Genomic DNA, 20,469 nt, shown 5'->3' on the forward strand with positions numbered 1-20,469 from the left:
CAAGCCCAAGAGGCCCTCATCCGCCTCGAACACGGCCAACCCGTCCGCTTCGGCACCGACCACACCAAGGGCGTCATCCGCAACCCCACCACCGGCGACCTCGAAGTCACCACCATCACCCCCGAGAACGCCCCCCACGTCCTCATCCACGACGCCCACACCACCAGCCCCACCACCGCCTTCGCACTCTCCCGCCTCGCCGACCCCGACACCCTCCACCACACCCCCATCGGAGTCCTGCGCAGCGTCGAACGACCCGTCTACGACACCCTCATGGCCGACCAACTCGACACCGCGATCGATCGGAACGGCAAGGGCGACCTGACGACCCTGCTGACCGGCAACGACACCTGGACCGTGGTCGGCTGACGTGACGCCGACCGGCCCACCGCCGGTCGACGCCACGAGCGGCACGAGTGGCACGAGTGGTACGAGCGGTACGAGTGGCACGAGCGGTACGAGTGGCACCAGGAGCGGTGCGGTCGGCCTCGGGAGCCCGGAGCGCGCTACGCGGTCCGGGCTCCGTCGTACGCGGCGCGGGCCGCCTGGACGTCGGCCGTCCGCCGCTCGGTCCAGCGGGCGAGCGCCCACACCTGTTGGGCGGCCTCGCGGCCCAGGTCGGTGAGCGAGTAGTCCACGCGGGGCGGGATCACCGGCTGCGGCTCGCGCAGCAGGAATCCGTCGCGCTCCAGCGTCCGGAGGGTCTGGGTCAGCATCTTCTCGCTGACCCCGGCCACTTCCCGGCGGAGCTCGCTGAACCGATACGGGCGCTCGATCAGGGCGGCGAGCACGAGGACGCCCCAGCGGCTGGTGACGTGTTCCAGCACGCCGCGGGAGGGGCACATCGGAGACTTCACACTTACCTGCATGTATGTACCTTACTTCAAAGTGGGTACTTTCGATTCGTTAGCGCTTTCTGTACGGTGGTGACATCGCCCCGCACCGCCGGACCATCAAGGAGCGCACCATGAGCAGCGTCGTCGTCACCGGAGCCACCGGGTCCCTGGGCCGCCTCGTCATCGAGGAGCTGCTGGAACGGGTCCCCGCCGAGCGCGTCGCCGTCGTCGTTCGGAACAAGGAGAAGGCGGCCGACCTGGCCGCGCGCGGCATCGACGTGCGGATCGCCGACTACGACGAGCCGGCGAGCCTGGCCGGCGCCTTCGGGGCCGGCGACCGGGTCCTGCTGATCTCCGGCAGCGAGGTCGGGCGCCGGGTCGCGCAGCACACCGCGGTGATCGACGCGGCGCAGGCGGCCGGCGTGGCACAGCTCGCCTACACCGGCATCCTGGGCGGCCCCGAGGCGGACTTCGACCTGGCGGCCGAGCACAAGGTCACCGAGCAGGCGATCCTCGACTCGGGACTGCCGTACACCTTCCTGCGCAACGGCTGGTACCACGAGAACTACACCGGTCGGCTGTCCGTGGTCCTGGAGCACGGCGCGGTCGTCGGCAACGCAGGCGAGGGCCGGATCGCCTCCGCCGCGCGGGCGGACTACGCCGCCGCCGCGGCGGCGGTGCTGACCGGCGAGGGACACCTGAACGCGGTCTACGAACTGTCCGGCGACACGGCCTGGAGCCTGGCGGAGTACGCGGCCGAGGTCGCGGGGCAGTCCGGCCGCGAGGTCGCGTACGTCGAGGTGCCCGCCGAGGCCCACCTGGGGATCCTGACCGGCGCCGGGGTGCCCGAGGGCTTCGCGGCGATCCTCGTCGACGTGGACGCGGCGATCTCGCGCGGCCGACTGGCGGGGACCAGCGGGGACCTGGCCCGTCTGATCGGACGCCCGACGACCCCGGTGGCCGCGGCCATCTCCGCGGCCCTGGCCTGAGCCCGCGACGGGCCGGTCCGCTCCAGGCGTGACGGGCCGGTCCGCTCAAGGCCGGTTCGAGGTTCGCTCGACCTCCACCCCACCGACCCGGGTGTCATGAGCATCTCCCTCTGACGGGCATGACATCCGGGCGGTACGGCGATACCTTCATGGGGTTGTGAGTCGAGTGGCGAGATGGCCGGAAGCCGTACTGGAGGCCCCGTGAAGGCGGAGAACGAGCAGCGCACGGGATTGCTCTACGGATTCGGCGCGTACGGGATGTGGGGGTTGGTCCCCCTGTTCTGGCCCCTCCTGAAGCCGTCCGGGGCGATCGAGATCCTGGCCCACCGCATGGTGTGGTCGCTCGCCGTGGTCGGGATCGCCCTCCTCGCGCTGCGGCACTGGAGCTGGATGGCCGAGCTGGTGCGCCAACCGCGCAAACTGGCCCTGACCGGCCTGGCCGCCTCCGTGATCAGCGTGAACTGGGGCCTGTACATCTGGTCGGTCAACAACGGTCAGGTCGTCGAGGCCAGCCTCGGCTACTTCATCAACCCCCTGGTCACCATCGCCATCGGCGTCCTGGTCCTCGGCGAACGGCTGCGCCGGGCCCAGTGGGTGGCCGTCGGCATCGGCCTCTCGGCGGTGCTCGTACTGGCCATCGGGTACGGGCGGCCGCCATGGATCTCGTTGGCGCTGGCCTTCTCCTTCGCCACCTACGGGCTGATCAAGAAGAAGCTCAACATGAGCGGCCTGGAGTCGCTGACCGCGGAGACCGCGCTGCTGTTCCCGCCCGCCCTCGGCTACCTGCTGTGGCTGGCCGCGCAGGGCCGGTCCACCTTCGCGACGGAGGGCCTGGGCCACTCCGCGCTGCTGGCCGCGACCGGTCTGGTGACCGCGGTCCCGCTGGTGTTCTTCGGAGCGGCCGCGATCCGGGTGCCGCTGTCCACGTTGGGCCTGCTCCAGTACATGGCCCCGGTGTTCCAGTTCGGGCTCGGCGTCCTGTACTTCCACGAGGCGATGCCGCCCGAGCGGTGGGCGGGCTTCTCCCTCGTCTGGGCCGCGCTGGCCCTGCTGACCTGGGACGCGCTGCGGACCTCGCATCGCTCCCGGGCGCGGTTGGCCGCCGCCGGGCCCCTCGCGCCGGCCGCCCCCGCGGTCGCCCCGACGGAGCCGGCGACGACCCGCGAGCCCGCGTAGCGGCCCGGCTTTCCCGCCCCACGATCCCCGGTACGGAACCCCCGTACCGGGGATCGTCCGTTTTCCGAACGGCCCTGACCGGATTGTGGTCTTGACGAATAGTCATACTCTCGCTGAACATCAGGCTCGCACTGACGCACCCACGCTCACTTGTTCCATCCCCGCACGTTCCGTCTCATCCCCATACGGAATTCCGGAGCCCCCACATGAGCCTGTCCGTCTCCCGGCGTCTCGCCGCCGTGACCGCGATCGCGGTCGCCGGCCTGTTCGCCGCCACCTCCCCCGCCGCGCTCGCCGCGCCCACGGCGGTCAACGCCGCTCCCACCCCGCCCGACATCCCGCTGGCCAACGTCAAGGCGCACCTGACGCAGCTCCAGACCATCGCCACCAACAACGGCGGCAACCGGGCCCACGGCAGGGCCGGCTACAAGGCCTCGATCGACTACGTGAAGGCCAAGCTGGACGCGGCCGGGTTCACCACCAGCCTGCAGACCTTCACCTCCAGCGGCGCCACCGGCTACAACCTGATCGCGGACTGGCCGGGGGGCGACCCCAACTCCGTGCTGATGTCCGGCTCGCACCTGGACTCGGTGACCTCCGGCGCCGGGATCAACGACAACGGTTCCGGTTCGGCGGCCGTCCTGGAGACCGCGCTGGCGGTCTCCCGCGCCCAGCTCCAGCCCACGAAGCACCTGCGCTTCGGCTGGTGGGGCGCCGAGGAACTGGGTCTGGTCGGCTCGAAGTACTACGTCAACAGCCTGCCCGCCACCGAGAAGGCGAAGTTCTCCGGTTACCTGAACTTCGACATGATCGGCTCGCCGAACCCGGGCTACTTCGTCTACGACGACGACCCGACGATCGAGCAGACCTTCAAGAACTACTACGCGGGCCTCGGCATAGCCACCGAGATCGAGACCGAGGGCGACGGCCGTTCCGACCACGCGCCGTTCAAGAGCGCGGGGATCCCGGTCGGCGGTCTCTTCTCGGGCGCCGACTACACCAAGACGGCGGCCCAGGCGCAGAAGTGGGGCGGCACCTCCGGTCAGGCCTTCGACCGCTGCTACCACTCCTCCTGCGACACCACCGCGAACATCAACGACACCGCCCTGGACCGCAACGCGGACGCCATCGCCTACGCGATCTGGAACCTGGGCGCCGGCACCCCCGTTCCGCCCGGCAAGTCCTTCGAGAACACCGCCGACGTGAACATCCCGGACTCCCCCGGTGCCGCGGCGAGTTCGCCGATCACCGTCTCGGGCGTCACGGGCAACGCCCCGGCGACCACCAAGGTGGACGTGAACATCGTCCACACCTACCGGGGTGACCTCCAGATCGACCTGATCGCCCCGGACGGCACCGCCTACCGGCTGAAGAACTCCTCCAGTTCGGACTCGGCGGACAACGTCGTCGCCTCGTACACGGTCAACGCGTCGAGCGAGGTCGCCAACGGGGTCTGGAAGCTCCAGGCCAAGGACGTGGCGGCGCAGGACGTCGGCTACGTCAACAGCTGGAAGATCACCTTCTAGGCCCCCCGTACCGGCCTCACGTACCGGTACGCACCGGCCCTGTCGCACCGCCCCTCGTACCGGCCTCGCCGCGCCGGTGCTACGCGTCCTCCGCGTGGCCCCGCAGCGAGGCCGGCAGGGGTTCGCTGATGAGGCTGCGCAGTTCGTCGGCGACCGCGCCGATGTCCACCCGGCCCAGCTTCGCCGCCTCGACGAGGTCCCCCAACTCCTCGGGGGAGGGCAACTGCTTCGCCCCGGCCACCCGCAGGTACGAGCGGGTCGCGGCGGCCGCGTAGAACTCGTTCATCGGGGATTCCAGCGCCGGGCACACCGCGAGGGTGTGCAGAAACGCGGCGGCCCGCCACGCGGTGTCCGGGGCGGGCTGTTCGGGCACCAGGACGAGGTCGTTCTGGTGCCGGGCGACCGCGGCGGCCACCCCGGAGGGATCCCACACGGCGGGATCCGACGGAAGGTGATGGGCCAGGGCCGTCCAGGCCCACTCCATGGTGATCTTCAATTGCCGAACCGCTCCTGGAAGTAGCTCCAGTGGTCGGCGAACTCCTCGATGCCGGAGAGGAACGACTTCCTGTCCTCGTCCAGTTCGCGTTCGGTGACCTCGGTGATCAGTGCGGTCACCGTCGTCCCCAGGGCCGCCGCGCGCGCCTTGAGGCGCTCGTGGAACTCTTCGTCCAGGCGGATGGTGACGTGTCTCGACATGGCGTTCACCGTACAGCGGTCGTGCTGTACGCAGGAGGGGAACGGCGGAAGGGTGGTCGGGGACACAGGTCCCCGGCCACCCTCCGCGCGTGCGCGGCCCCTTGTCGGGGCCGGTCGGGCTACTTCGCCGCGTTGGCCGTCTTCACCAGCGCGTCCTTGGTGACGGCGCCGACGTAGACCTTGCCGTCGTCGGTGATCAGGGCGTTGACCAGGCGGGTCGAGAGGACCCGACCGGAACCGAACGTGCCGTTGACCTTCTCACCGAGGGAGTCGATGAACTGCTTGGCCTCCTTGGGGGCGTCCTTGCCGTTCGCCGCGGCCTCGGCGTCCTTGAGGCCCTTGCCGCCCGGTACGGAGATCTGTGCGACCGTCGCCCAGCCCTCGCCGAGCACCTTCACGTCGCCGTCGCCCGCGCCGCCGGTCAGGGCGCCCAGGCCCGGGAAGGCGTCCAGGCCCTTCCACTCCTTGCCGTGGTCGCCCTTACCGCCCTTGTCCGCCTCCGCGGCGCCCTCGGTCACCTTGGCGCCCTTGGGCGGGGTGAAGGCGAAGACGTCGGCGGCGGGCTTGGCGAAGTCCACCTTGGTGAAGCCGGCGTCCACGATCGGCTTGCCACCCTGGCTGGACAGCAGCTGCACGCGCAGCGGCACGCCGTTCTCGGCGTCGACCGAGATCTGGACGGAGCCGACGGTGGAACCGGACTGCTTGGGCTTGAGCACGAGCTGGTAGGCGTCCCGGCCGGCCACCTGCGCGGTGTCGCCGACGCTGACGTCCGTGGTCGTGCCGGCGGCCTTCAGGACGTCCTGGGCCAGCTGCTGCGGGGAGGCGCCGAGGCGGTCGGCCGTCTTGCGGCCGTCCTTGCCCTGGCCGTCCTTGCCCTCGGCGGCCGCCGCGTCGTGCTTCTCGTGCCAGGCCTCCTTGGACTGGCTGTCGTAGCCCCAGACGTCCGTGCCGTTGTGGATCAGGCTGTACTCGTCCTTGCCGTCCAGGAACGTGAGCTTCTGACGGTCCGGGCCGTCGGCCGCGACGCGGAAGGTGTGCGTGCCGTTGGCCAGCTGCGCGACCTTGTCCTGCGGGTCGGCCGATCCGCCCGCGACGCCCCCGCCGCCGAGCAGGCCGCTCGCCAGGGTGGGAAGGCCGAGGTCGGTGCTGATGCGGGCGCTGCCGGACAGCTGCTGCACGTCCGAGGCGGCGATCTTCTCGATCAGCTGCTGGGCCGTCACCTTCGGCAGGTCCGGTCCTCCGGCGTTCGCGAAGGCCGGGACCATCGCGATCGTCGCCGCGGCCACCCCGAACACCGCGACCGGTACGGCGTACCGAGCGGCCTTGTGGGTCTTCGTGTTCGTTGCCATGTGTATGCCCTACCTCTGTGTGTACGGCGGCGACCTACCCGTCATTCATGTACACGTCCACCCCGCGCCGCCACTCTCACCCGATCTGGTGGGGATGTGCCTCTATCTGACCAAAGAAGTGGGCGGTGGGGCGTCACTCCCCGGACTCAAGTTCACGTACCTCCCAGGGATGACACGACACGGGCCCGGCGTCCCCCACCCGTAGGGGATGCCGGGCCCGGTCCGCCGTCGCGGCGGCGCGTCCGTACGGGGGCTCAGCCCGCGCGGTGCACGACCGCGTCGCACAGTTCTTCGAGCGCCGACTTGGCGAAGCACTCGGGCAGCGGCGCGAGCGTCGCCCGCGCCTCCTGGGCGTACCGGATGGTGTCCCGTCGGGCCTGCTCCAGGGCCGGGTGGACGCGCAGCCGGGACAGCACCTCGGCGTGTCGGGCGTCGTCCGTCAGATCGCCGTCCAGCAGCCCCACGAGTTCCAGGTCGTCCGGGTTCCCGTCCCGCTCCGCCATCTCGCGCAGCCGCAGCACGGGCAGCGTGGGGATGCCCTCGCGCAGGTCGGTGCCGGGGGTCTTGCCGGACTCGTGCGAGTCGGAGGCGATGTCGAGGACGTCGTCCGCGAGCTGGAAGGCGGTGCCGAGCCGCTCTCCGTACTGGGTCAGGATGTCGACGACCGACTCGTCGGCGCCGGACATCAGCGCGCCGAAGCGGCCCGAGACCGCGATCAGCGAGCCGGTCTTGCCGGCGATGACGTCGAGGTAGTGGGCGACCGGGTCGCGGCCGTCGCGGGGACCGGCCGTCTCCAGGATCTGGCCCGTCACCAGGCGCTCGAACGCCTCCGCCTGGATGCGGACGGCCTCGGGTCCGAGGTCGGCCAGGATGTGCGAGGCGCGGGCGAACAGGAAGTCACCCGTCAGGACGGCCACGGAGTTGCCCCACCGGGCGTTCGCGCTCTCCACCCCGCGACGCACGTCCGCCTCGTCCATGACGTCGTCGTGGTAGAGCGTGGCCAGGTGGGTGAGCTCCACCACCACGGCGGACGGCACGATGCCCGGGGCGTACGGATCCCCGAAACGGGACGCGAGCATCACCAACAGCGGCCGGAAGCGCTTGCCTCCGGCCCGCACCAGGTGTTGTGCGGCCTCGGTGATGAAGGGGACTTCGCTCTTGGTGGCCTCCAGCAGACCCGCCTCGACGGCGGCCAGTCCGGCCTGGACATCGGTCTCAAGAGCCTGGTCCCGCACGCTCAGTCCGAACGGCCCGACGACGGTCACGAGGGGTACTCCTGTCTGCTGACGATCACCTTGACGATCACATGGATTGTCGATGTGTCGCTGCCATCACTCAAGCCAGCGTATCCGGTCTGTTTTCGATCACCCAGAGCGCCTGCCCGGCCGCCACGCGCGCACCGCCCGATGCGCACCGGTATGTTCTGTAGGAGCCGAAACAACCAGAGAAGGCGTTTTGTCCAGAACTTCAGCCGATCGAGACGAGCCGACCGACCCGCAGGCGGACCAGCCGCCCCCGGAAGACGACCACGCCTTCCTCGGACACCCCAGGGGTCTGGCCACGCTCTCCGGGCTGGAGGTCTGGGAGCGCTTCTCGTTCCTGGGCATGCAGGCCATCCTCGTCCTCTACTTCGCGGACACGGTGGCGAACGGCGGCCTGGGGATGAGCCCGGGCACCGCGGCCTCCGTCTCGGCGGCCTACGGGACCATGGTCTACCTCGTCTCCGTCGCCGGTGGATGGCTCGCCGACCGGATCCTCGGTTCCTATCGGGCGGTGCTCTACGGCGGCATCCTGATCGCCTGCGGCCACTACGCCATGGCCGTGCCGACCGCCGTCATGACCTGGGTGGGCCTCGGCCTGATCAGCGCGGGCACCGGCCTGCTCAAGCCGAACGTGGCCAGCATGGTCGGCAGGCTCTACCGTACCGACGACCAGCGGCGCGACGCGGGCTTCGCCCTGTACTACATGGGGATCAACATCGGCGCGTTCGCCGGGCCCCTGATCACCGCGTGGCTCGGCGAGAACGAGGGCTGGCACTGGGGGTTCTCCGCCGCCGCGATCGGCATGACCGCCGGCCTGATCCAGTACGTCCTGGGACGCCGCTATCTGGCCGGACGAAAGCACTCGGCCGAGTTCGCGCTCGCCCCCGACGCGATGCGCACCGCGGTGTGGCGGATCGTCGGCGGACTCCTCCTCGTGGCCGTCGCGGCCACCGCCCTGACCCTGGCCGGTTGGCTCACCATGGGCCGGTTCGTGGACCTGTTGACCCTGATCTCGGTGATCGCCCCGATCGTCTACTTCGTGGTGATGTTCCGCAGCCCCAAGGTGACGACCGAGGAGCGCGGGCGGCTGCGCCCGTACGTGGTCCTCTTCCTGGCGTCGGTCGCGTTCAACTTCATCCTCTTCCAGGCGTACTCGACGATGATGCTGCTGGCCTCGACGAACGCCCGGACGGAGATCCTCGGCTTCCACTTCCCCGCCGGCTGGTACGCCTCGGCGCTCGGCGCCTTCGAGGTGGCGCTGGCGCCGGTCGTGGCCGCGCTGTGGGCCCGGATGGGCAGCCGCCAGCCGCACGCCTCCAACAAGATCGCCATCGGGGTGATCCTGGGCGGCCTGTCGTTCCTGCTGATGGTCATCCCCACGTCCGGGCACGCCGACGACACGTACGAGATGGCCGCCTGGTGGATCGTCGGCTCGTACCTGCTGTTGGGTCTCGGCGACGTGCTGCTGGAGACCTCCGGCATGTCGGCCACCACCAAACTCGCCCCGAAGGCGTACGCCAGCCAGACGATGGCCCTGTGGTTCCTCTCGCTGGCCCTGGCCAACGGCATCCAGGCCCAGGTGGTGAAGGTCTACGGGCAGGTCTCGAACCCCGTCTACTTCGGTGTGAACGGCGCCGTCGCGGTGGCCGCGGGCCTCGTCGTGGTCGCCCTGGCGCCCTGGCTCAAGCGCACCATGCACCCCGTCCACTGAGGCCGACCGGCGATCGGAGATTGGTTTCCGCATGATCATCCGCACCGATTTCCCGTACGCGACCACCCGCGAGGATGTCCGGATCCCGCTGTCCGACGGGGTCGAGCTGTACGCCCGGATCTGGCGCCCGGTCACCGACGAGCCCGTCCCCGCGCTGCTGGAGTACCTCCCGTACCGCCTCACCGACTGGACCGCGCCCCGCGACTGGCAGCGGCACCCCTGGTACGCGGGGCACGGCTACGCCTCCGTACGGGTGGACGTGCGCGGCCACGGGTGCAGCGGCGGCGACCCCGGCGACGAGTACGACGCACGCGAGCTGGCCGACGGGGTCGCGGTGGTGGAGTGGCTCGCCGCACAGCCGTGGTGCACCGGCGCGGTGGGCATGTTCGGGATCTCCTGGGGCGGCTTCAACAGCCTCCAGATCGCCGCGCTCGCCCCCCAGGCGCTGAAGGCGGTCGTCACCGTCTGCTCCACCGACGACCGCTACGACAACGACGTGCACTACATGGGCGGCTCGGTGCTGGCCGTGGACATGCACGCCTGGGCGGCGACGATGCTGGCCTTCGCCTCCCGTCCGCCGGACCCGCTGTACGCGGGCGAGGGCTGGCGGGAGCGGTGGCTCGCCCGCCTGGACGCCGTGGAGCCGCTGATCCACACCTGGCTCGGGCACCAGACCCGGGACGATTACTGGCGCCACGGCAGCGTCTGCGAGGACTACTCCGCCATCGGCGCGGCGGTGCTGGCCGTCGGCGGCTGGCACGACCCGTACCGGGACACGGTGCTGCGCCTGGTCGAGCACCTGCCGACGGACCGGGTGCGGGGGCTGATCGGCCCCTGGTCGCACCAGTACCCCGACCGGGGCCTGCCGCCGGGCCCGGCGATCGGCTTCCTCCAGGAGACCCTGCGCTGGTGGGACCACTGGCTCCGGGGCGAGGACAACGGGGTCATGGAGGAACCGCTGCTGCGTTCCTGGATCAGCGACTCGCACCCTCCTGCCACCGTCTACGAGCGCCTGGAGGGCCGCTGGGTCGGGGACACCGCCTGGCCCTCGCCCTCGGTCGTCCCCGTCTCGTACGGGCTCCAGGGCGCGCCCGTGGCCGTCGCCTCGCCGCAGCACACCGGCCTGGACGCAGGGCGGTTCTTCCCCTTCGGCAACGACGCGGACCTGCCGCCGGACCAGCGCGAGGAGGACGCGAAGTCGGCGTGCTTCGAGTTCCCCGTGGCGCCGGGCGAACCGGTGGAGATCCTCGGCCGGCCCTCGGTCACCCTGCGGCTGCGGATGGACGTCCCGTACGGGCAGGTGATCGCCCGGCTGTGCGACGTGGCCCCCGACGGGTCCTCCACCCTGATCACGCGGGGCGCGCTGAACCTGTCCGCGCGGCGCGGTCGGGACAGGGCGGTGCCGTGGCCGGCGGGCGCCACCGAGGACGTCACCTTCGAACTGAACGGCATCGGCCACGCCTTCCCGCCGGGGCACCGGATCCGGCTGGCGGTGTCCTCCGCGTACTGGCCCTGGATCTGGCCGCGAGCGGGCTCCGAGGCGGGGTGGACGCTCGACCCGGCGGGCAGCACCCTCGAACTGCCCCTGCGCACGCCCGGTCCGGCCGACCACGGGATCGTCTTCGAGGTCCCGGAACAGTCCGAGCCGCTGCGGGTGGTGTACCCCGACACCCTGGAGGACCCGCGGCCGGAGCGGGTCGTCGTCCGCGACGTCGCGGCCGGGACCTGGCGGTTGGAGGTGGACCCCCGCTACGGGGGGACGCGGGTGTACCCGGACGGGCTGGAGTTCTCCGAGGACGCGGAGGAGGTGTACGAGATCGACTCGTCCGACCCGCTGTCCGCCCGCACCCGATCGCGCTGGCGGATCCGGCTGCACCGGCCGGACCTGGGCTGGGACACGCGGGTGGAGACCCGGTCGGAGATCTCGTGCGACGAGGGCGGGTTCCTGACGTCGAACGAGGTGGTGTGCCGGGAGGGCGACGAGGTGGTCTTCCACCGGACGTGGGAACGGCGCCTGCCGAGGGCGGCGGGCTGACGCGGCGGCGGCCCGCCGCCCTCCCGACCGGGTCAGCCGTACAGGCGCTCCAGCACCACCGCGATGCCGTCGTCCTCGTTCGACAGCGTCAGTTCGTCGGCGACGGCCACCAGCTCGCGGTGCGCGTTGGCCATGGCCACGCCGTGGGCCGCCCACGCGAACATCGGGACGTCGTTGGGCATGTCCCCGAAGGCGATCGTCGAGGACGCCGGCAGGTCCAGCACCTCCGCCGCCCGGGCCAGGCCGCTCGCCTTGTCGATCCCCGGCGGCTGGAGCTCCACGGTGTGCTCCCCGGCCATCGTCACGTTGACGAGGTCGCCGACCACCCCCCGCGCGACCCGGGTCAGTTCGTCGTCGTCCAGTCGCGGGTGCTGGAGCAGCACCTTGTTGATGGGGGCGGACCACAGGCCCGCGCGGCTGGGGACGCGGACCGTCGGCAGGTGCGGGTGCCACATCCGGTAGCCGGGCCCTATCAGCATCTCCGCGTCCACCCCCTCCTGGTTCACGGCGGCGTAGACCTCGCCGATCTCCGCCTCGATCTTCCCGAGGGCGACCTCGGCGAGGCCCCGGTCCATGGACACGGAGTGCAGCAGGCGCCCGCGCGCCGCGTCGTACACCTGCGCTCCCTGCCCGCACACCGCGAGCCCCGTGTAGCCGAGGCCGTCGAGTACGTGGCGAACCTGCGGGACCGGGCGGCCGGTCACGATGATGTGCTGGGCGCCGGCCGCTCGGGCGGTCGCGAGGGCCTTGTGGGAGCGGGCCGAGACGGTGTCTCCGGCGCGCAGCAGAGTCCCGTCCAGATCGGTGGCCACGAGTGCATAGGGGAGGGCGGAAGTCACCCCGCCAAGGATACGGACCCCCTCGGACAAGTCCTACAAATAGCGCCCGAATCCGGCCTCCCGCCCGCCCCACCGGCCACGTAACGTGTCAACCAGCCCCCGGGACACCCCCGGACCGCGTCGAAAGCGAGGCAGTAACCCATGCCCCAGCAGAGCCCCCTCGATGTTCCCGAGGGCGACCCGTTCGGGCCGCACAACCTCCCCTACGGCGTCTTCTCCACCTCCGGGGACCCGCGCCGGCGGATCGGGGTACGGATCGGCGGGCACGTGCTCGACGCCGGGGCGGCCGCCGTCGCGCTCGGCTCCCCGTACGCCGAACTCCTCGGCCGGGACTCCCTCAACCCGCTGCTCGCCGCGGGCCGCACGGCCTGGCGCGACGTGCGCCGCGCGCTGACCGCCTGGGTCACCGACCCGGGCCACCGGCCCGCCGTGGAGCCGCACCTGCTGCCGCTGGACGCCGTGGAGCTGCACCTGCCCTACGAGGTCGCCGACTACGTCGACTTCTACGCGAGCGAGCACCACGCCACCAACGTCGGACAGATGTTCCGTCCCGACGGCGACGCCCTCACCCCCAACTGGAAGCACCTGCCGATCGGGTACCACGGCCGCGCCGGCACCCTCGTGGTGTCCGGCACCGACGTGGTGCGTCCCTCCGGTCAGCGCAAGGCCCCGGCCGACCCGGCGCCCGTCTTCGGGCCGAGCGTCAAGCTCGACATCGAGGCCGAGGTCGGGTTCGTCGTCGGCACCCCCTCCGAACTGGGCCGCCCGGTGCCGCTGGCCGACTTCGAGGACCACGTCTTCGGGCTGTTCCTGCTCAACGACTGGTCCGCACGGGACATCCAGGCGTGGGAGTACGTGCCGCTCGGCCCGTTCCTCGGCAAGTCCTTCGCCACCTCCGTCTCCGCCTGGGTGACCCCCCTGGAGGCCCTCGACGCGGCGCGCGTCGCCCCGCCCGCCCGGGACTTCCCGCTGCTGCCCTACCTCGACGACGCCGACAGCGACCGCCCCGGCGGCTTCGACCTGCACATCGCCGTCTCCGTCAACGGGCAGGAGGTGGCCCGGCCGCCGTTCGCCTCGATGTACTGGACCGCCGCCCAGCAACTGGCCCACATGACCGTCAACGGCGCCTCCCTGCGCACCGGCGACGTGTACGGCTCGGGCACCGTCAGCGGGCCGGACGTCGACCAGCGCGGCTCGCTGCTGGAGCTCACCTGGAACGGCCGCGACGCCATCGAACTGGCCGACGGCAAGCGCACGTTCCTGGAGGACGGCGACGTCGTCACCCTCACCGCCTGGGCCCCCGGGGCCGACGGCACCCGGGTCGGCCTCGGCGAGGTCACCGGCCGCGTGGTGGGTGCCCGGTAGGCCCGTCGTCGAAGTGGCGACCGGGGCCGCGCCCACCCCTTTGGGCGCGGCCCGCGTGCGCCGCGCGGGGCCGCGCGCGAGGGTGGACGCACGGGACGGAACAACCGTGCCCGCGTACCGCCACCGCGAGGAGCCGCCATGCACGCACGCCGTCGCAAGACCGTTCTCACCTGCGTGGCCGCCGTGTCTCTCGGGCTGGCCGCCGTGGCCCCGGCGCACGGCGTCGACGGTCCGGCGCCCGACCCGCGCGACCGCCAGGCCATGCGCGACATGGCGACGGCGATCCGGGTGACGGCCAAGTACGTGGACGAGCGCGAGGCCCTCAAGGACGGGTACGTCCCGCACGGGGAGAGCTGCATGAACAACCCGTTCGGGGCGGGCGCCATGGGCTACCACTACGTCAAGGAGGCCAACTGGGGTTCGAAGGACCCCGCGAGGCCGACCGCGCTGCTCTACAGCACCGAGAAGGACCGCCACGGCCGTCGCCGGCTGGAGACCGTCGAGTGGATGTCCACCGACCGGGACCAGGACCTGAAGACGTCCGACGACCGGCCGAGCATGTTCGGGCTGCCCTTCGACGGGCCGATGCCGGGCCACTGGGCGGGCATGCCCAAGCACTACGACCTGCACATGTGGGCGTACAAGAAGAACCCGGCGGGCCGCTTCCACAACTGGAACACCGCCATGACCTGCCCGAAGAAGGCCGGCTCCAAGACCACCCCGGCGAACCCCGGGCACGCGCACGGCCACTAGGCGCCGTCGTCAAGTGCCGAACGCACATGACTCACCCGGAAGGGCGGTGTTCCGCGGATCCCCGGCGATACGCTGGGGGCACTCGCGAGACTCCGGCTCATGGGAGCACTGATGAACCCGGAACACAGCCGGCCGGTCCCCCCCGAGGGCGGCTGGACCGCGGACGACCTGGACACGCTTCCGAATCTGCCTCCGCACACGGAGCTGATCGACGGGAGCTTGGTTTTCGTGAGTCCGCAGACCGTCTTCCACACACGGGCGGTCGATTTCTTCGCTTCGGGACTGCGGTCGCTGGTCCCGGACGGCCTGGAAGTCCTGCGCGAGTTCACGATCGACATCGACCGGCGCAACCGCCCCGAACCCGATGTCGTCGTGTTCCGTGAGGACGTCCTCACGGACATGGCCCAGACCCGGTTCGCCGCGGAGGCGGTCCTGCTGGCGATCGAGGTGGTCTCCCCCGAGTCCGTCGACCGCGACCGCGAGACCAAGCCGCTGAAGTACGCGCGGGCGGGGATCCCCCATTACTGGCGCGTGGAGAACAAGGACGGCCGTGCGGTCGTCCACGTCTTCGAACGGGAGCCGGCCGGTGGCGGCTACGTCGCCACCGGCATCTTCCACGACCGCCTGAAGGTCTCCGTCCCCTTCCCCGTCGACCTCGACCTCACCGCCATCACGGCGAAGCGGGCACGGCCCGATTAGACGTCAGGGCCCGGCTCCCCCGAGGGGAGCCGGGCCCTGTCACATCCGGAACCGGGTCAGCGGACGAACGTGCTCGCCTGGCCCGCCAGGTCCAGGAAGTACTGCGGGGCCACGCCCAGGACCAGGGTCACCGCGACACCGACGGCGATGGTCGTCATCGTCAGTGGCGAGGGCACCGCGACCGTCGGGCCGTCGGCCTTCGGCTCGCTGAAGAACATCAGGACGATCACCCGGATGTAGAAGAACGCGGCGATCGCCGACGAGAGCACACCGACCACGACCAGCACCCCGGCGCCGCCCTCCGCCGCCGCCTTGAACACGGCGAACTTGCCGGAGAAGCCGGAGGTCAGCGGGATGCCCGCGAAGGCCAGCAGGAACACGGCGAAGACGGCCGCCGTCAGCGGCGAACGCCGCCCCAGACCGGCCCACTTCGACAGGTGCGTGGCCTCGCCGCCCGCGTCGCGGACCAGCGTGACCACGGCGAAGGCGCCGATCGTCACGAAGGAGTACGCGCCCAGGTAGAAGAGGACGGACTGGACGCCCTCCGCCGAGGTGGCGATCACACCGGCCAGGATGAACCCGGCGTGCGCGATCGACGAGTAGGCCAGGAGCCGCTTGACGTCGGTCTGCGTCACCGCGATCACGGCGCCCGCGAGCATCGTGACGATCGCGACGCCCCACATCACCGGCCGCCAGTCCCAGCGCAGGCCCGGCAGGACCACGTACAGCAGCCGCAGGAGGGCGCCGAAGGCGGCCACCTTCGTCGCCGCCGCCATGAAGCCGGTGACCGGGGTCGGGGCTCCCTGGTAGACGTCCGGGGTCCACATGTGGAAGGGGACCGCGCCGACCTTGAACAGCAGGCCCATCAGGATCAGCGCGCCGCCGATCAGCAGCAGCGCGTCGTTGCCCATCGTGGCGGCCAGCGCCGGGTCGATCTTCTGGACGGTGCCGTCGACCACGTCCGCGATGACCGCGTACGAGACCGAGCCCGCGTACCCGTACAGCAGCGCGATGCCGAAGAGCAGGAACGCCGAGGAGAACGCGCCCAGCAGGAAGTACTTGACGGCGGCCTCCTGCGACATCAGCCGCTGGCGGCGGGCGACGGCGCAGAGCAGGTACAGCGGGAGGGAGAAGACCTCCAAGGCGATGAACAGCGTCAGCAGGTCGTTCGCCGCCGGGAAGATCAGCATGCCGGCGACCGCGAACATGGCCAGCGGGAAGACCTCGGTGGTGGTGAAGCCCGCCTTGACGGCGGCCTTCTCGCTCTCGCTGCCGGGTACGGACGCCGCCTGCGCGGCGAAGGAGTCCACCCGGTTGCCGTGCGCCTCCGGGTCCAGGCGACGCTCGGCGAAGGTGAACATGGCCACGATCGAGGCCAGCAGGATGGTGCCCTGGAGGAACAGCGCCGGCCCGTCGACGGCGATGGCACCCATGGCCGCGGTGTGGGCCTTGGTGGATCCGTACCCGCCGGCCGCGAGGCCGACGACCGCCGCGAAGGCCGAGGCCAGAGCGGCGACGGCGAGGAACACCTGGACGTAGTAACGGGACTTGCGCGGGACGAAGGCCTCGACGAGGACTCCGAGGATCGCCGCGCCCACCACGATCAGGGTGGGCGAGAGCTGCGCGTATTCGATGTGCGGGGTCGGGATGCGGGTGGCCGGGTCCCCGGCCGCCAGCGCCCACAGCCCCTGGGCAGCAGTCACGGTGCTCACTTCGCCGCCTCCCCGTTCTTGGCGTCGACCACGACCTCTGGCTTCGGGTCGGTCTGTTTCACGTCCGACATGGTGTGTTCCACCGCCGGGTTGACGATCTCGGTCAGCGGCTTCGGGTACACGCCGAGGCCGATCAGGAGCACGATCAGCGGCGCGACCACGAGCACCTCGCGCAGGCGCAGGTCCGGCATGGTGCGGACCTCCTCCTTCACGGGGCCGGTCATCGTGCGCTGGTAGAGCACCAGGGTGTAGAGCGCGGCGAGCACGATGCCCACGGTGGCGATGATGCCGACGACCGGGTAGCGGGCGAACGTGCCGACCAGGACCAGGAACTCGCTCACGAACGGGGCGAGTCCGGGCAGCGACAGGGTGGCCAGACCACCGATCAGGAAGGTCCCGGCGAGCACCGGGGCGACCTTCTGCACGCCGCCGTAGTCGGCGATGAGCCGCGAGCCGCGCCGCGAGATCAGGAAGCCGGCCACCAGCATCAGCGCCGCCGTCGAGATCCCGTGGTTGACCATGTAGAGGGTGGCGCCCGACTGGCCCTGGGAGGTCATCGCGAAGATGCCCAGGACGATGAACCCGAAGTGCGAGATCGAGGCGTAGGCGATCAGTCGCTTGATGTCCCGCTGCCCGACCGCGACCAGCGCGCCGTAGACGATGCTGATCAGGGCGAGTACGAGGATCACCGGTGTGGCCCACTTGCTGGCGTCGGGGAACAGCCCGAGGCAGAAGCGGAGCATCGCGAAGGTGCCGACCTTGTCGACGACCGCGGTGATGAGGACGGCGACCGGGGCGGTGGACTCCCCCATCGCGTTCGGCAGCCAGGTGTGCAGCGGCCACAGCGGGGCCTTCACCGCGAAGGCGAAGAAGAAGCCGAGGAACAGCAGCCGCTCGGTGTTGGTCGCCATGTCGAGCGTGCCCGCGGCGCGGGCGGCGGCGATCTCCTGGAGCGAGAAGTTCCCGGCGACCACGTACAGCCCGATGACGGCCGCCAGCATGATGAGGCCGCCGACCAGGTTGTAGAGGAGGAACTTGACCGCGGCGTACGAGCGTTGCGCGGACGCGTTCTCCTCGGACCCCGCGTGGGCCCGGTCCCCGAAGCCGCCGATGAGGAAGTACATCGGGATGAGCATGGCTTCGAAGAAGATGTAGAAGAGGAAGACGTCGGTGGCCTCGAAGGAGATGATCACCATCGCCTCGACCAGCAGGATCAGGGCGAAGAAGCCCTGCGTCGGCCGCCAGCGCGAGGAGTGCGTTTCCAGCGGGTCGGCGTCGTTCCAGCCGGCGCCGATCACGAACGGGATCAGCAGCGCGGTGAGCGCGATCAGCGCCACCCCGATGCCGTCGACGCCCAGCTCGTAGCGGACGCCGAAGTCGGCGATCCACGCGTGGGATTCGGTGAGCTGGTAGCGGTCACCACCGGGCTCGAAGCGGATCGCGACGAGTACGGCCAGGGCCAGTGTCGCCAGCGAGAACAGCAGCGCGAGCCACTTGGCGGCGGTCCTGCGGGCGGCCGGGACGGCCGCCGTCAGGATCGCGCCGACCGCGGGCACGGCCGCCGTCACCGTCAGAAGCGGGACATTCATCTCACACCGCCCTCATCAGCAGGGTCGCGGCGATGAGGATCGCCGTGCCCCCGAACATCGAGACCGCGTAGCTGCGGGCGTAGCCGTTCTGCAGCTTGCGCAGCCGGCCCGACAGCCCGCCGACCGAGGCGGCCGTCCCGTTGACCACCCCGTCGACCAGGCTGTGGTCGACGTACACGAGGGAGCGGGTCAGGTGCTCCCCGCCGCGCACCAGCACGACGTGGTTGAAGTCGTCCTGGAGCAGGTCCCGTCGGGCCGCCCGGGTGAGGAGCGAGCCGCGCGGGGCGACCACCGGTACGGGCTTCCTGCCGTACTGCGCGTAGGCGATGCCCACGCCGATGATCAGGACCACGACCGTCGCGGCGGTGATGACACCGGCGCTGAGCGGGGAGTGCCCGTGCTCGAAGGAGGTGACGGGCTCCAGCCACTTCACGAAGGACTCGTTGAGGCTGAAGAGGCCGCCGGCGAAGACCGATCCGAAGGCGAGGACGATCATGGGGATCGTCATGGACTTCGGGGACTCGTGCGGGTGCGGCTCGTGGCCCTCGCCCGCGGCGGAGCCGCTGTCGGACACCGTGGGCTGCCAGCGCTTCTCGCCGAAGAAGGTCAGGAGCATCACGCGGGTCATGTAGTACGCGGTGAGGGCCGCGCCGATCAGGGTGACCGCGCCGAGGATCCAACCCTCGGTGCCGCCCTTCGCGAACGCCGCCTCGATGATCTTGTCCTTGGACCAGAAGCCCGACAGGCCCGGGAAGCCGATGATGGCCAGGTAACCGAGACCGAAGGTGACGAAGGTGACCGGCATGTACTTCCGCAGTCCGCCGATGCGGCGCATGTCCACCTCGTCGTTCATCCCGTGCATCACGGAACCCGCGCCGAGGAAGAGACCGGCCTTGAAGAAGCCGTGCGTCACCAGGTGCATGATCGCGAAGGCGTAGCCGATGGGGCCGAGGCCCGCCGCCAGGATCATGTAGCCGATCTGCGACATCGTGGAGCCCGCGAGGGCCTTCTTGATGTCGTCCTTCGCGCAACCGACGATCGCACCGAAGATCAGGGTGACGGCGCCGACCACGACGACCGCGGTCTGCGCGTCCGGAGCGGCGTTGAAGATCGCCCCGGACCGGGTGATGAGGTACACGCCGGCGGTGACCATGGTCGCCGCGTGGATCAGGGCCGAGACCGGGGTCGGGCCCTCCATCGCGTCGCCGAGCCAGGACTGCAGCGGCACCTGGGCCGACTTGCCGCAGGCCGCCAGCAGCAGCATCAGGGCGATGGCCGTCAGGGTGCCCTCGCCCGCCTCGTCCACCGCGCCGAAGACCGGCCCGAAGGCGAAGGTCCCGAACGTGGTGAACATCAGCATGATCGCGATCGACAGGCCGATGTCGCCGACCCGGTTGACCAGGAAGGCCTTCTTCGCGGCGGTGGCCGCGCTGGGCTTGTGCTGCCAGAAGCCGATGAGGAGGTACGAGGCCAGGCCCACGCCCTCCCACCCGACGTACAGCAGCAGGTAGTTGTCGGCCAGGACCAGCAGCAGCATCGCCGCGAGGAAGAGGTTGAGGTAGCCGAAGAAGCGGCGGCGCCGCTCGTCGTGCGCCATGTACCCGATCGAGTACACGTGGATGAGCGTGCCCACCCCCGTGATCAGCAGGACGAACGTCATCGACAGCTGGTCGAGCTGGAACGCGACGTCGGCCTGGAACCCCTCCACCGGGATCCAGGTGTACAGCCGCTGGAACATGGCCCGGTCGTCGCCGGGCCGGCTCAGCATGTCGCTGAACAGGGCCACGCCGATGCCGAAGGAGGCCGCGGCGAGCAGTGTGCCGAGCCAGTGGCCGGCCCTGTCGAGGCGCCGGCCGCCGCACAGCAGCACCGCCGCCCCGAGCAGGGGCGCCGCCACCAGCAGCGCAATCAGATTCTCCACTGTTGAACGCC

17 protein-coding genes and 1 pseudogene are annotated in these 20,469 nt (G+C 70.8%); 9 read left to right on the forward strand and 9 right to left on the reverse strand.

Annotation, left to right across the window (positions count from 1 at the left end):
* Positions 1-369: pseudogene (locus ACIRO3_RS31875) on the forward strand (2-oxoacid:ferredoxin oxidoreductase subunit beta); the annotation flags it as partial.
* Positions 370-506: 137 nt separating this feature from the next.
* Here the strand turns inward: ACIRO3_RS31875 and ACIRO3_RS31880 are convergent.
* Positions 507-869, reverse strand: coding sequence for a winged helix-turn-helix transcriptional regulator (locus ACIRO3_RS31880; RefSeq protein ID WP_404142616.1), 363 nt, complete (start codon positions 867-869; stop codon positions 507-509).
* A gap of 98 nt (positions 870-967) precedes the next feature.
* Here ACIRO3_RS31880 and ACIRO3_RS31885 point away from each other — a divergent pair, with 98 nt between their 5' ends.
* From ACIRO3_RS31885 to ACIRO3_RS31895, 3 genes are all read left to right on the forward strand, one after another.
* Positions 968-1,825, forward strand: coding sequence for an SDR family oxidoreductase (locus tag ACIRO3_RS31885; RefSeq protein WP_404142619.1), 858 nt, complete (start codon positions 968-970; stop codon positions 1,823-1,825).
* 201 nt (positions 1,826-2,026) lie between these two features.
* Positions 2,027-3,001, forward strand: coding sequence for an EamA family transporter RarD (gene rarD, locus ACIRO3_RS31890; RefSeq protein WP_361784905.1), 975 nt, complete (start codon positions 2,027-2,029; stop codon positions 2,999-3,001).
* A 206-nt stretch (positions 3,002-3,207) separates the two neighbouring features.
* The gene (locus ACIRO3_RS31895; protein WP_404142621.1) at positions 3,208-4,527 is read left to right on the forward strand and encodes a M28 family metallopeptidase; all 1,320 of its coding nucleotides are present in this window, start codon (positions 3,208-3,210) and stop codon (positions 4,525-4,527) included.
* Positions 4,528-4,606: 79 nt separating this feature from the next.
* Here ACIRO3_RS31895 and ACIRO3_RS31900 read toward each other — a convergent pair whose 3' ends face one another.
* The 4 genes from ACIRO3_RS31900 to ACIRO3_RS31915 all read right to left on the reverse strand — a co-directional run bounded on the left by ACIRO3_RS31900 (position 4,607) and on the right by ACIRO3_RS31915 (position 7,837).
* Positions 4,607-5,023 (reverse strand): hypothetical protein, encoded by a 417-nt coding sequence (locus ACIRO3_RS31900; protein ID WP_361784911.1) that lies wholly within the window; start codon positions 5,021-5,023, stop codon positions 4,607-4,609.
* Positions 5,020-5,223, reverse strand: coding sequence for a hypothetical protein (locus ACIRO3_RS31905; protein ID WP_229886015.1), 204 nt, complete (start codon positions 5,221-5,223; stop codon positions 5,020-5,022). The genes ACIRO3_RS31900 and ACIRO3_RS31905 overlap by 4 nt, the downstream gene beginning before the upstream one ends.
* A gap of 119 nt (positions 5,224-5,342) precedes the next feature.
* The gene (locus ACIRO3_RS31910; protein ID WP_404142625.1) at positions 5,343-6,572 is read right to left on the reverse strand and encodes an outer membrane lipoprotein carrier protein LolA; all 1,230 of its coding nucleotides are present in this window, start codon (positions 6,570-6,572) and stop codon (positions 5,343-5,345) included.
* Between the two features lie 254 nt (positions 6,573-6,826).
* Positions 6,827-7,837, reverse strand: coding sequence for a polyprenyl synthetase family protein (locus ACIRO3_RS31915; RefSeq protein ID WP_267798408.1), 1,011 nt, complete (start codon positions 7,835-7,837; stop codon positions 6,827-6,829).
* 190 nt (positions 7,838-8,027) lie between these two features.
* Between ACIRO3_RS31915 and ACIRO3_RS31920 the strand changes: the two genes are divergently transcribed.
* Positions 8,028-9,545, forward strand: a complete 1,518-nt coding sequence (locus ACIRO3_RS31920) for a peptide MFS transporter (protein ID WP_404142628.1) — start codon at positions 8,028-8,030, stop codon at positions 9,543-9,545.
* 31 nt (positions 9,546-9,576) lie between these two features.
* A complete protein-coding gene (locus ACIRO3_RS31925; RefSeq protein WP_404142631.1) occupies positions 9,577-11,580 on the forward strand; it encodes a CocE/NonD family hydrolase in 2,004 nt (667 codons plus the stop codon).
* A 32-nt stretch (positions 11,581-11,612) separates the two neighbouring features.
* On the opposite strand, the gene ACIRO3_RS31930 is transcribed toward ACIRO3_RS31925, so the two are convergent.
* Positions 11,613-12,419, reverse strand: coding sequence for an HAD family hydrolase (locus ACIRO3_RS31930; RefSeq protein WP_361784923.1), 807 nt, complete (start codon positions 12,417-12,419; stop codon positions 11,613-11,615).
* Positions 12,420-12,560: 141 nt separating this feature from the next.
* Here ACIRO3_RS31930 and fahA point away from each other — a divergent pair, with 141 nt between their 5' ends.
* The 3 genes from fahA to ACIRO3_RS31945 all read left to right on the forward strand — a co-directional run bounded on the left by fahA (position 12,561) and on the right by ACIRO3_RS31945 (position 15,236).
* Positions 12,561-13,784 carry a fumarylacetoacetase gene (gene fahA / locus ACIRO3_RS31935; RefSeq protein WP_361784926.1) on the forward strand — a complete coding sequence of 408 codons (1,224 nt, stop codon included), beginning with the start codon at positions 12,561-12,563 and terminating at the stop codon, positions 13,782-13,784.
* Positions 13,785-13,922: 138 nt separating this feature from the next.
* Positions 13,923-14,537, forward strand: coding sequence for a hypothetical protein (locus tag ACIRO3_RS31940; RefSeq protein WP_404142634.1), 615 nt, complete (start codon positions 13,923-13,925; stop codon positions 14,535-14,537).
* Positions 14,538-14,636: 99 nt separating this feature from the next.
* Positions 14,637-15,236, forward strand: a complete 600-nt coding sequence (locus ACIRO3_RS31945) for a Uma2 family endonuclease (RefSeq protein WP_404142637.1) — start codon at positions 14,637-14,639, stop codon at positions 15,234-15,236.
* 56 nt (positions 15,237-15,292) lie between these two features.
* On the opposite strand, the gene nuoN is transcribed toward ACIRO3_RS31945, so the two are convergent.
* The 3 genes from nuoN to nuoL are packed head-to-tail and all read right to left on the reverse strand — an operon-like array spanning position 15,293 to position 20,458.
* A complete protein-coding gene (gene nuoN, locus ACIRO3_RS31950) occupies positions 15,293-16,921 on the reverse strand; it encodes an NADH-quinone oxidoreductase subunit NuoN (protein WP_404142775.1) in 1,629 nt (542 codons plus the stop codon).
* A 23-nt stretch (positions 16,922-16,944) separates the two neighbouring features.
* Positions 16,945-18,537, reverse strand: a complete 1,593-nt coding sequence (locus tag ACIRO3_RS31955) for an NADH-quinone oxidoreductase subunit M (protein WP_366148516.1) — start codon at positions 18,535-18,537, stop codon at positions 16,945-16,947.
* 1 nt (position 18,538) lies between these two features.
* Positions 18,539-20,458, reverse strand: a complete 1,920-nt coding sequence (gene nuoL / locus ACIRO3_RS31960) for an NADH-quinone oxidoreductase subunit L (protein ID WP_404142639.1) — start codon at positions 20,456-20,458, stop codon at positions 18,539-18,541.
* Positions 20,459-20,469 lie beyond the last annotated feature (11 nt).

The organism is Streptomyces sp. NPDC102278, assembly GCF_044766345.1.
Taxonomy (GTDB): Bacteria; Actinomycetota; Actinomycetes; order Streptomycetales; family Streptomycetaceae; genus Streptomyces.

What these genes read in the sequence shown, in the direction of transcription:
- ACIRO3_RS31895 (WP_404142621.1), top strand. Translation starts at nt 3,208, where the DNA reads ATGAGCCTGTCCGTCTCCCGGCGTCTCGCCGCCGTGACCGCGATCGCG.
- ACIRO3_RS31885 (WP_404142619.1), top strand. Translation starts at nt 968, where the DNA reads ATGAGCAGCGTCGTCGTCACCGGAGCCACCGGGTCCCTGGGCCGCCTC.
- ACIRO3_RS31945 (WP_404142637.1), top strand. Translation starts at nt 14,637, where the DNA reads ATGGGAGCACTGATGAACCCGGAACACAGCCGGCCGGTCCCCCCCGAG.
- ACIRO3_RS31880 (WP_404142616.1), bottom strand. Translation starts at nt 869, where the DNA reads ATGCAGGTAAGTGTGAAGTCTCCGATGTGCCCCTCCCGCGGCGTGCTG.
- ACIRO3_RS31925 (WP_404142631.1), top strand. Translation starts at nt 9,577, where the DNA reads ATGATCATCCGCACCGATTTCCCGTACGCGACCACCCGCGAGGATGTC.
- ACIRO3_RS31910 (WP_404142625.1), bottom strand. Translation starts at nt 6,572, where the DNA reads ATGGCAACGAACACGAAGACCCACAAGGCCGCTCGGTACGCCGTACCG.
- ACIRO3_RS31905 (WP_229886015.1), bottom strand. Translation starts at nt 5,223, where the DNA reads ATGTCGAGACACGTCACCATCCGCCTGGACGAAGAGTTCCACGAGCGC.
- ACIRO3_RS31955 (WP_366148516.1), bottom strand. Translation starts at nt 18,537, where the DNA reads ATGAATGTCCCGCTTCTGACGGTGACGGCGGCCGTGCCCGCGGTCGGC.
- fahA (WP_361784926.1), top strand. Translation starts at nt 12,561, where the DNA reads ATGCCCCAGCAGAGCCCCCTCGATGTTCCCGAGGGCGACCCGTTCGGG.
- ACIRO3_RS31940 (WP_404142634.1), top strand. Translation starts at nt 13,923, where the DNA reads ATGCACGCACGCCGTCGCAAGACCGTTCTCACCTGCGTGGCCGCCGTG.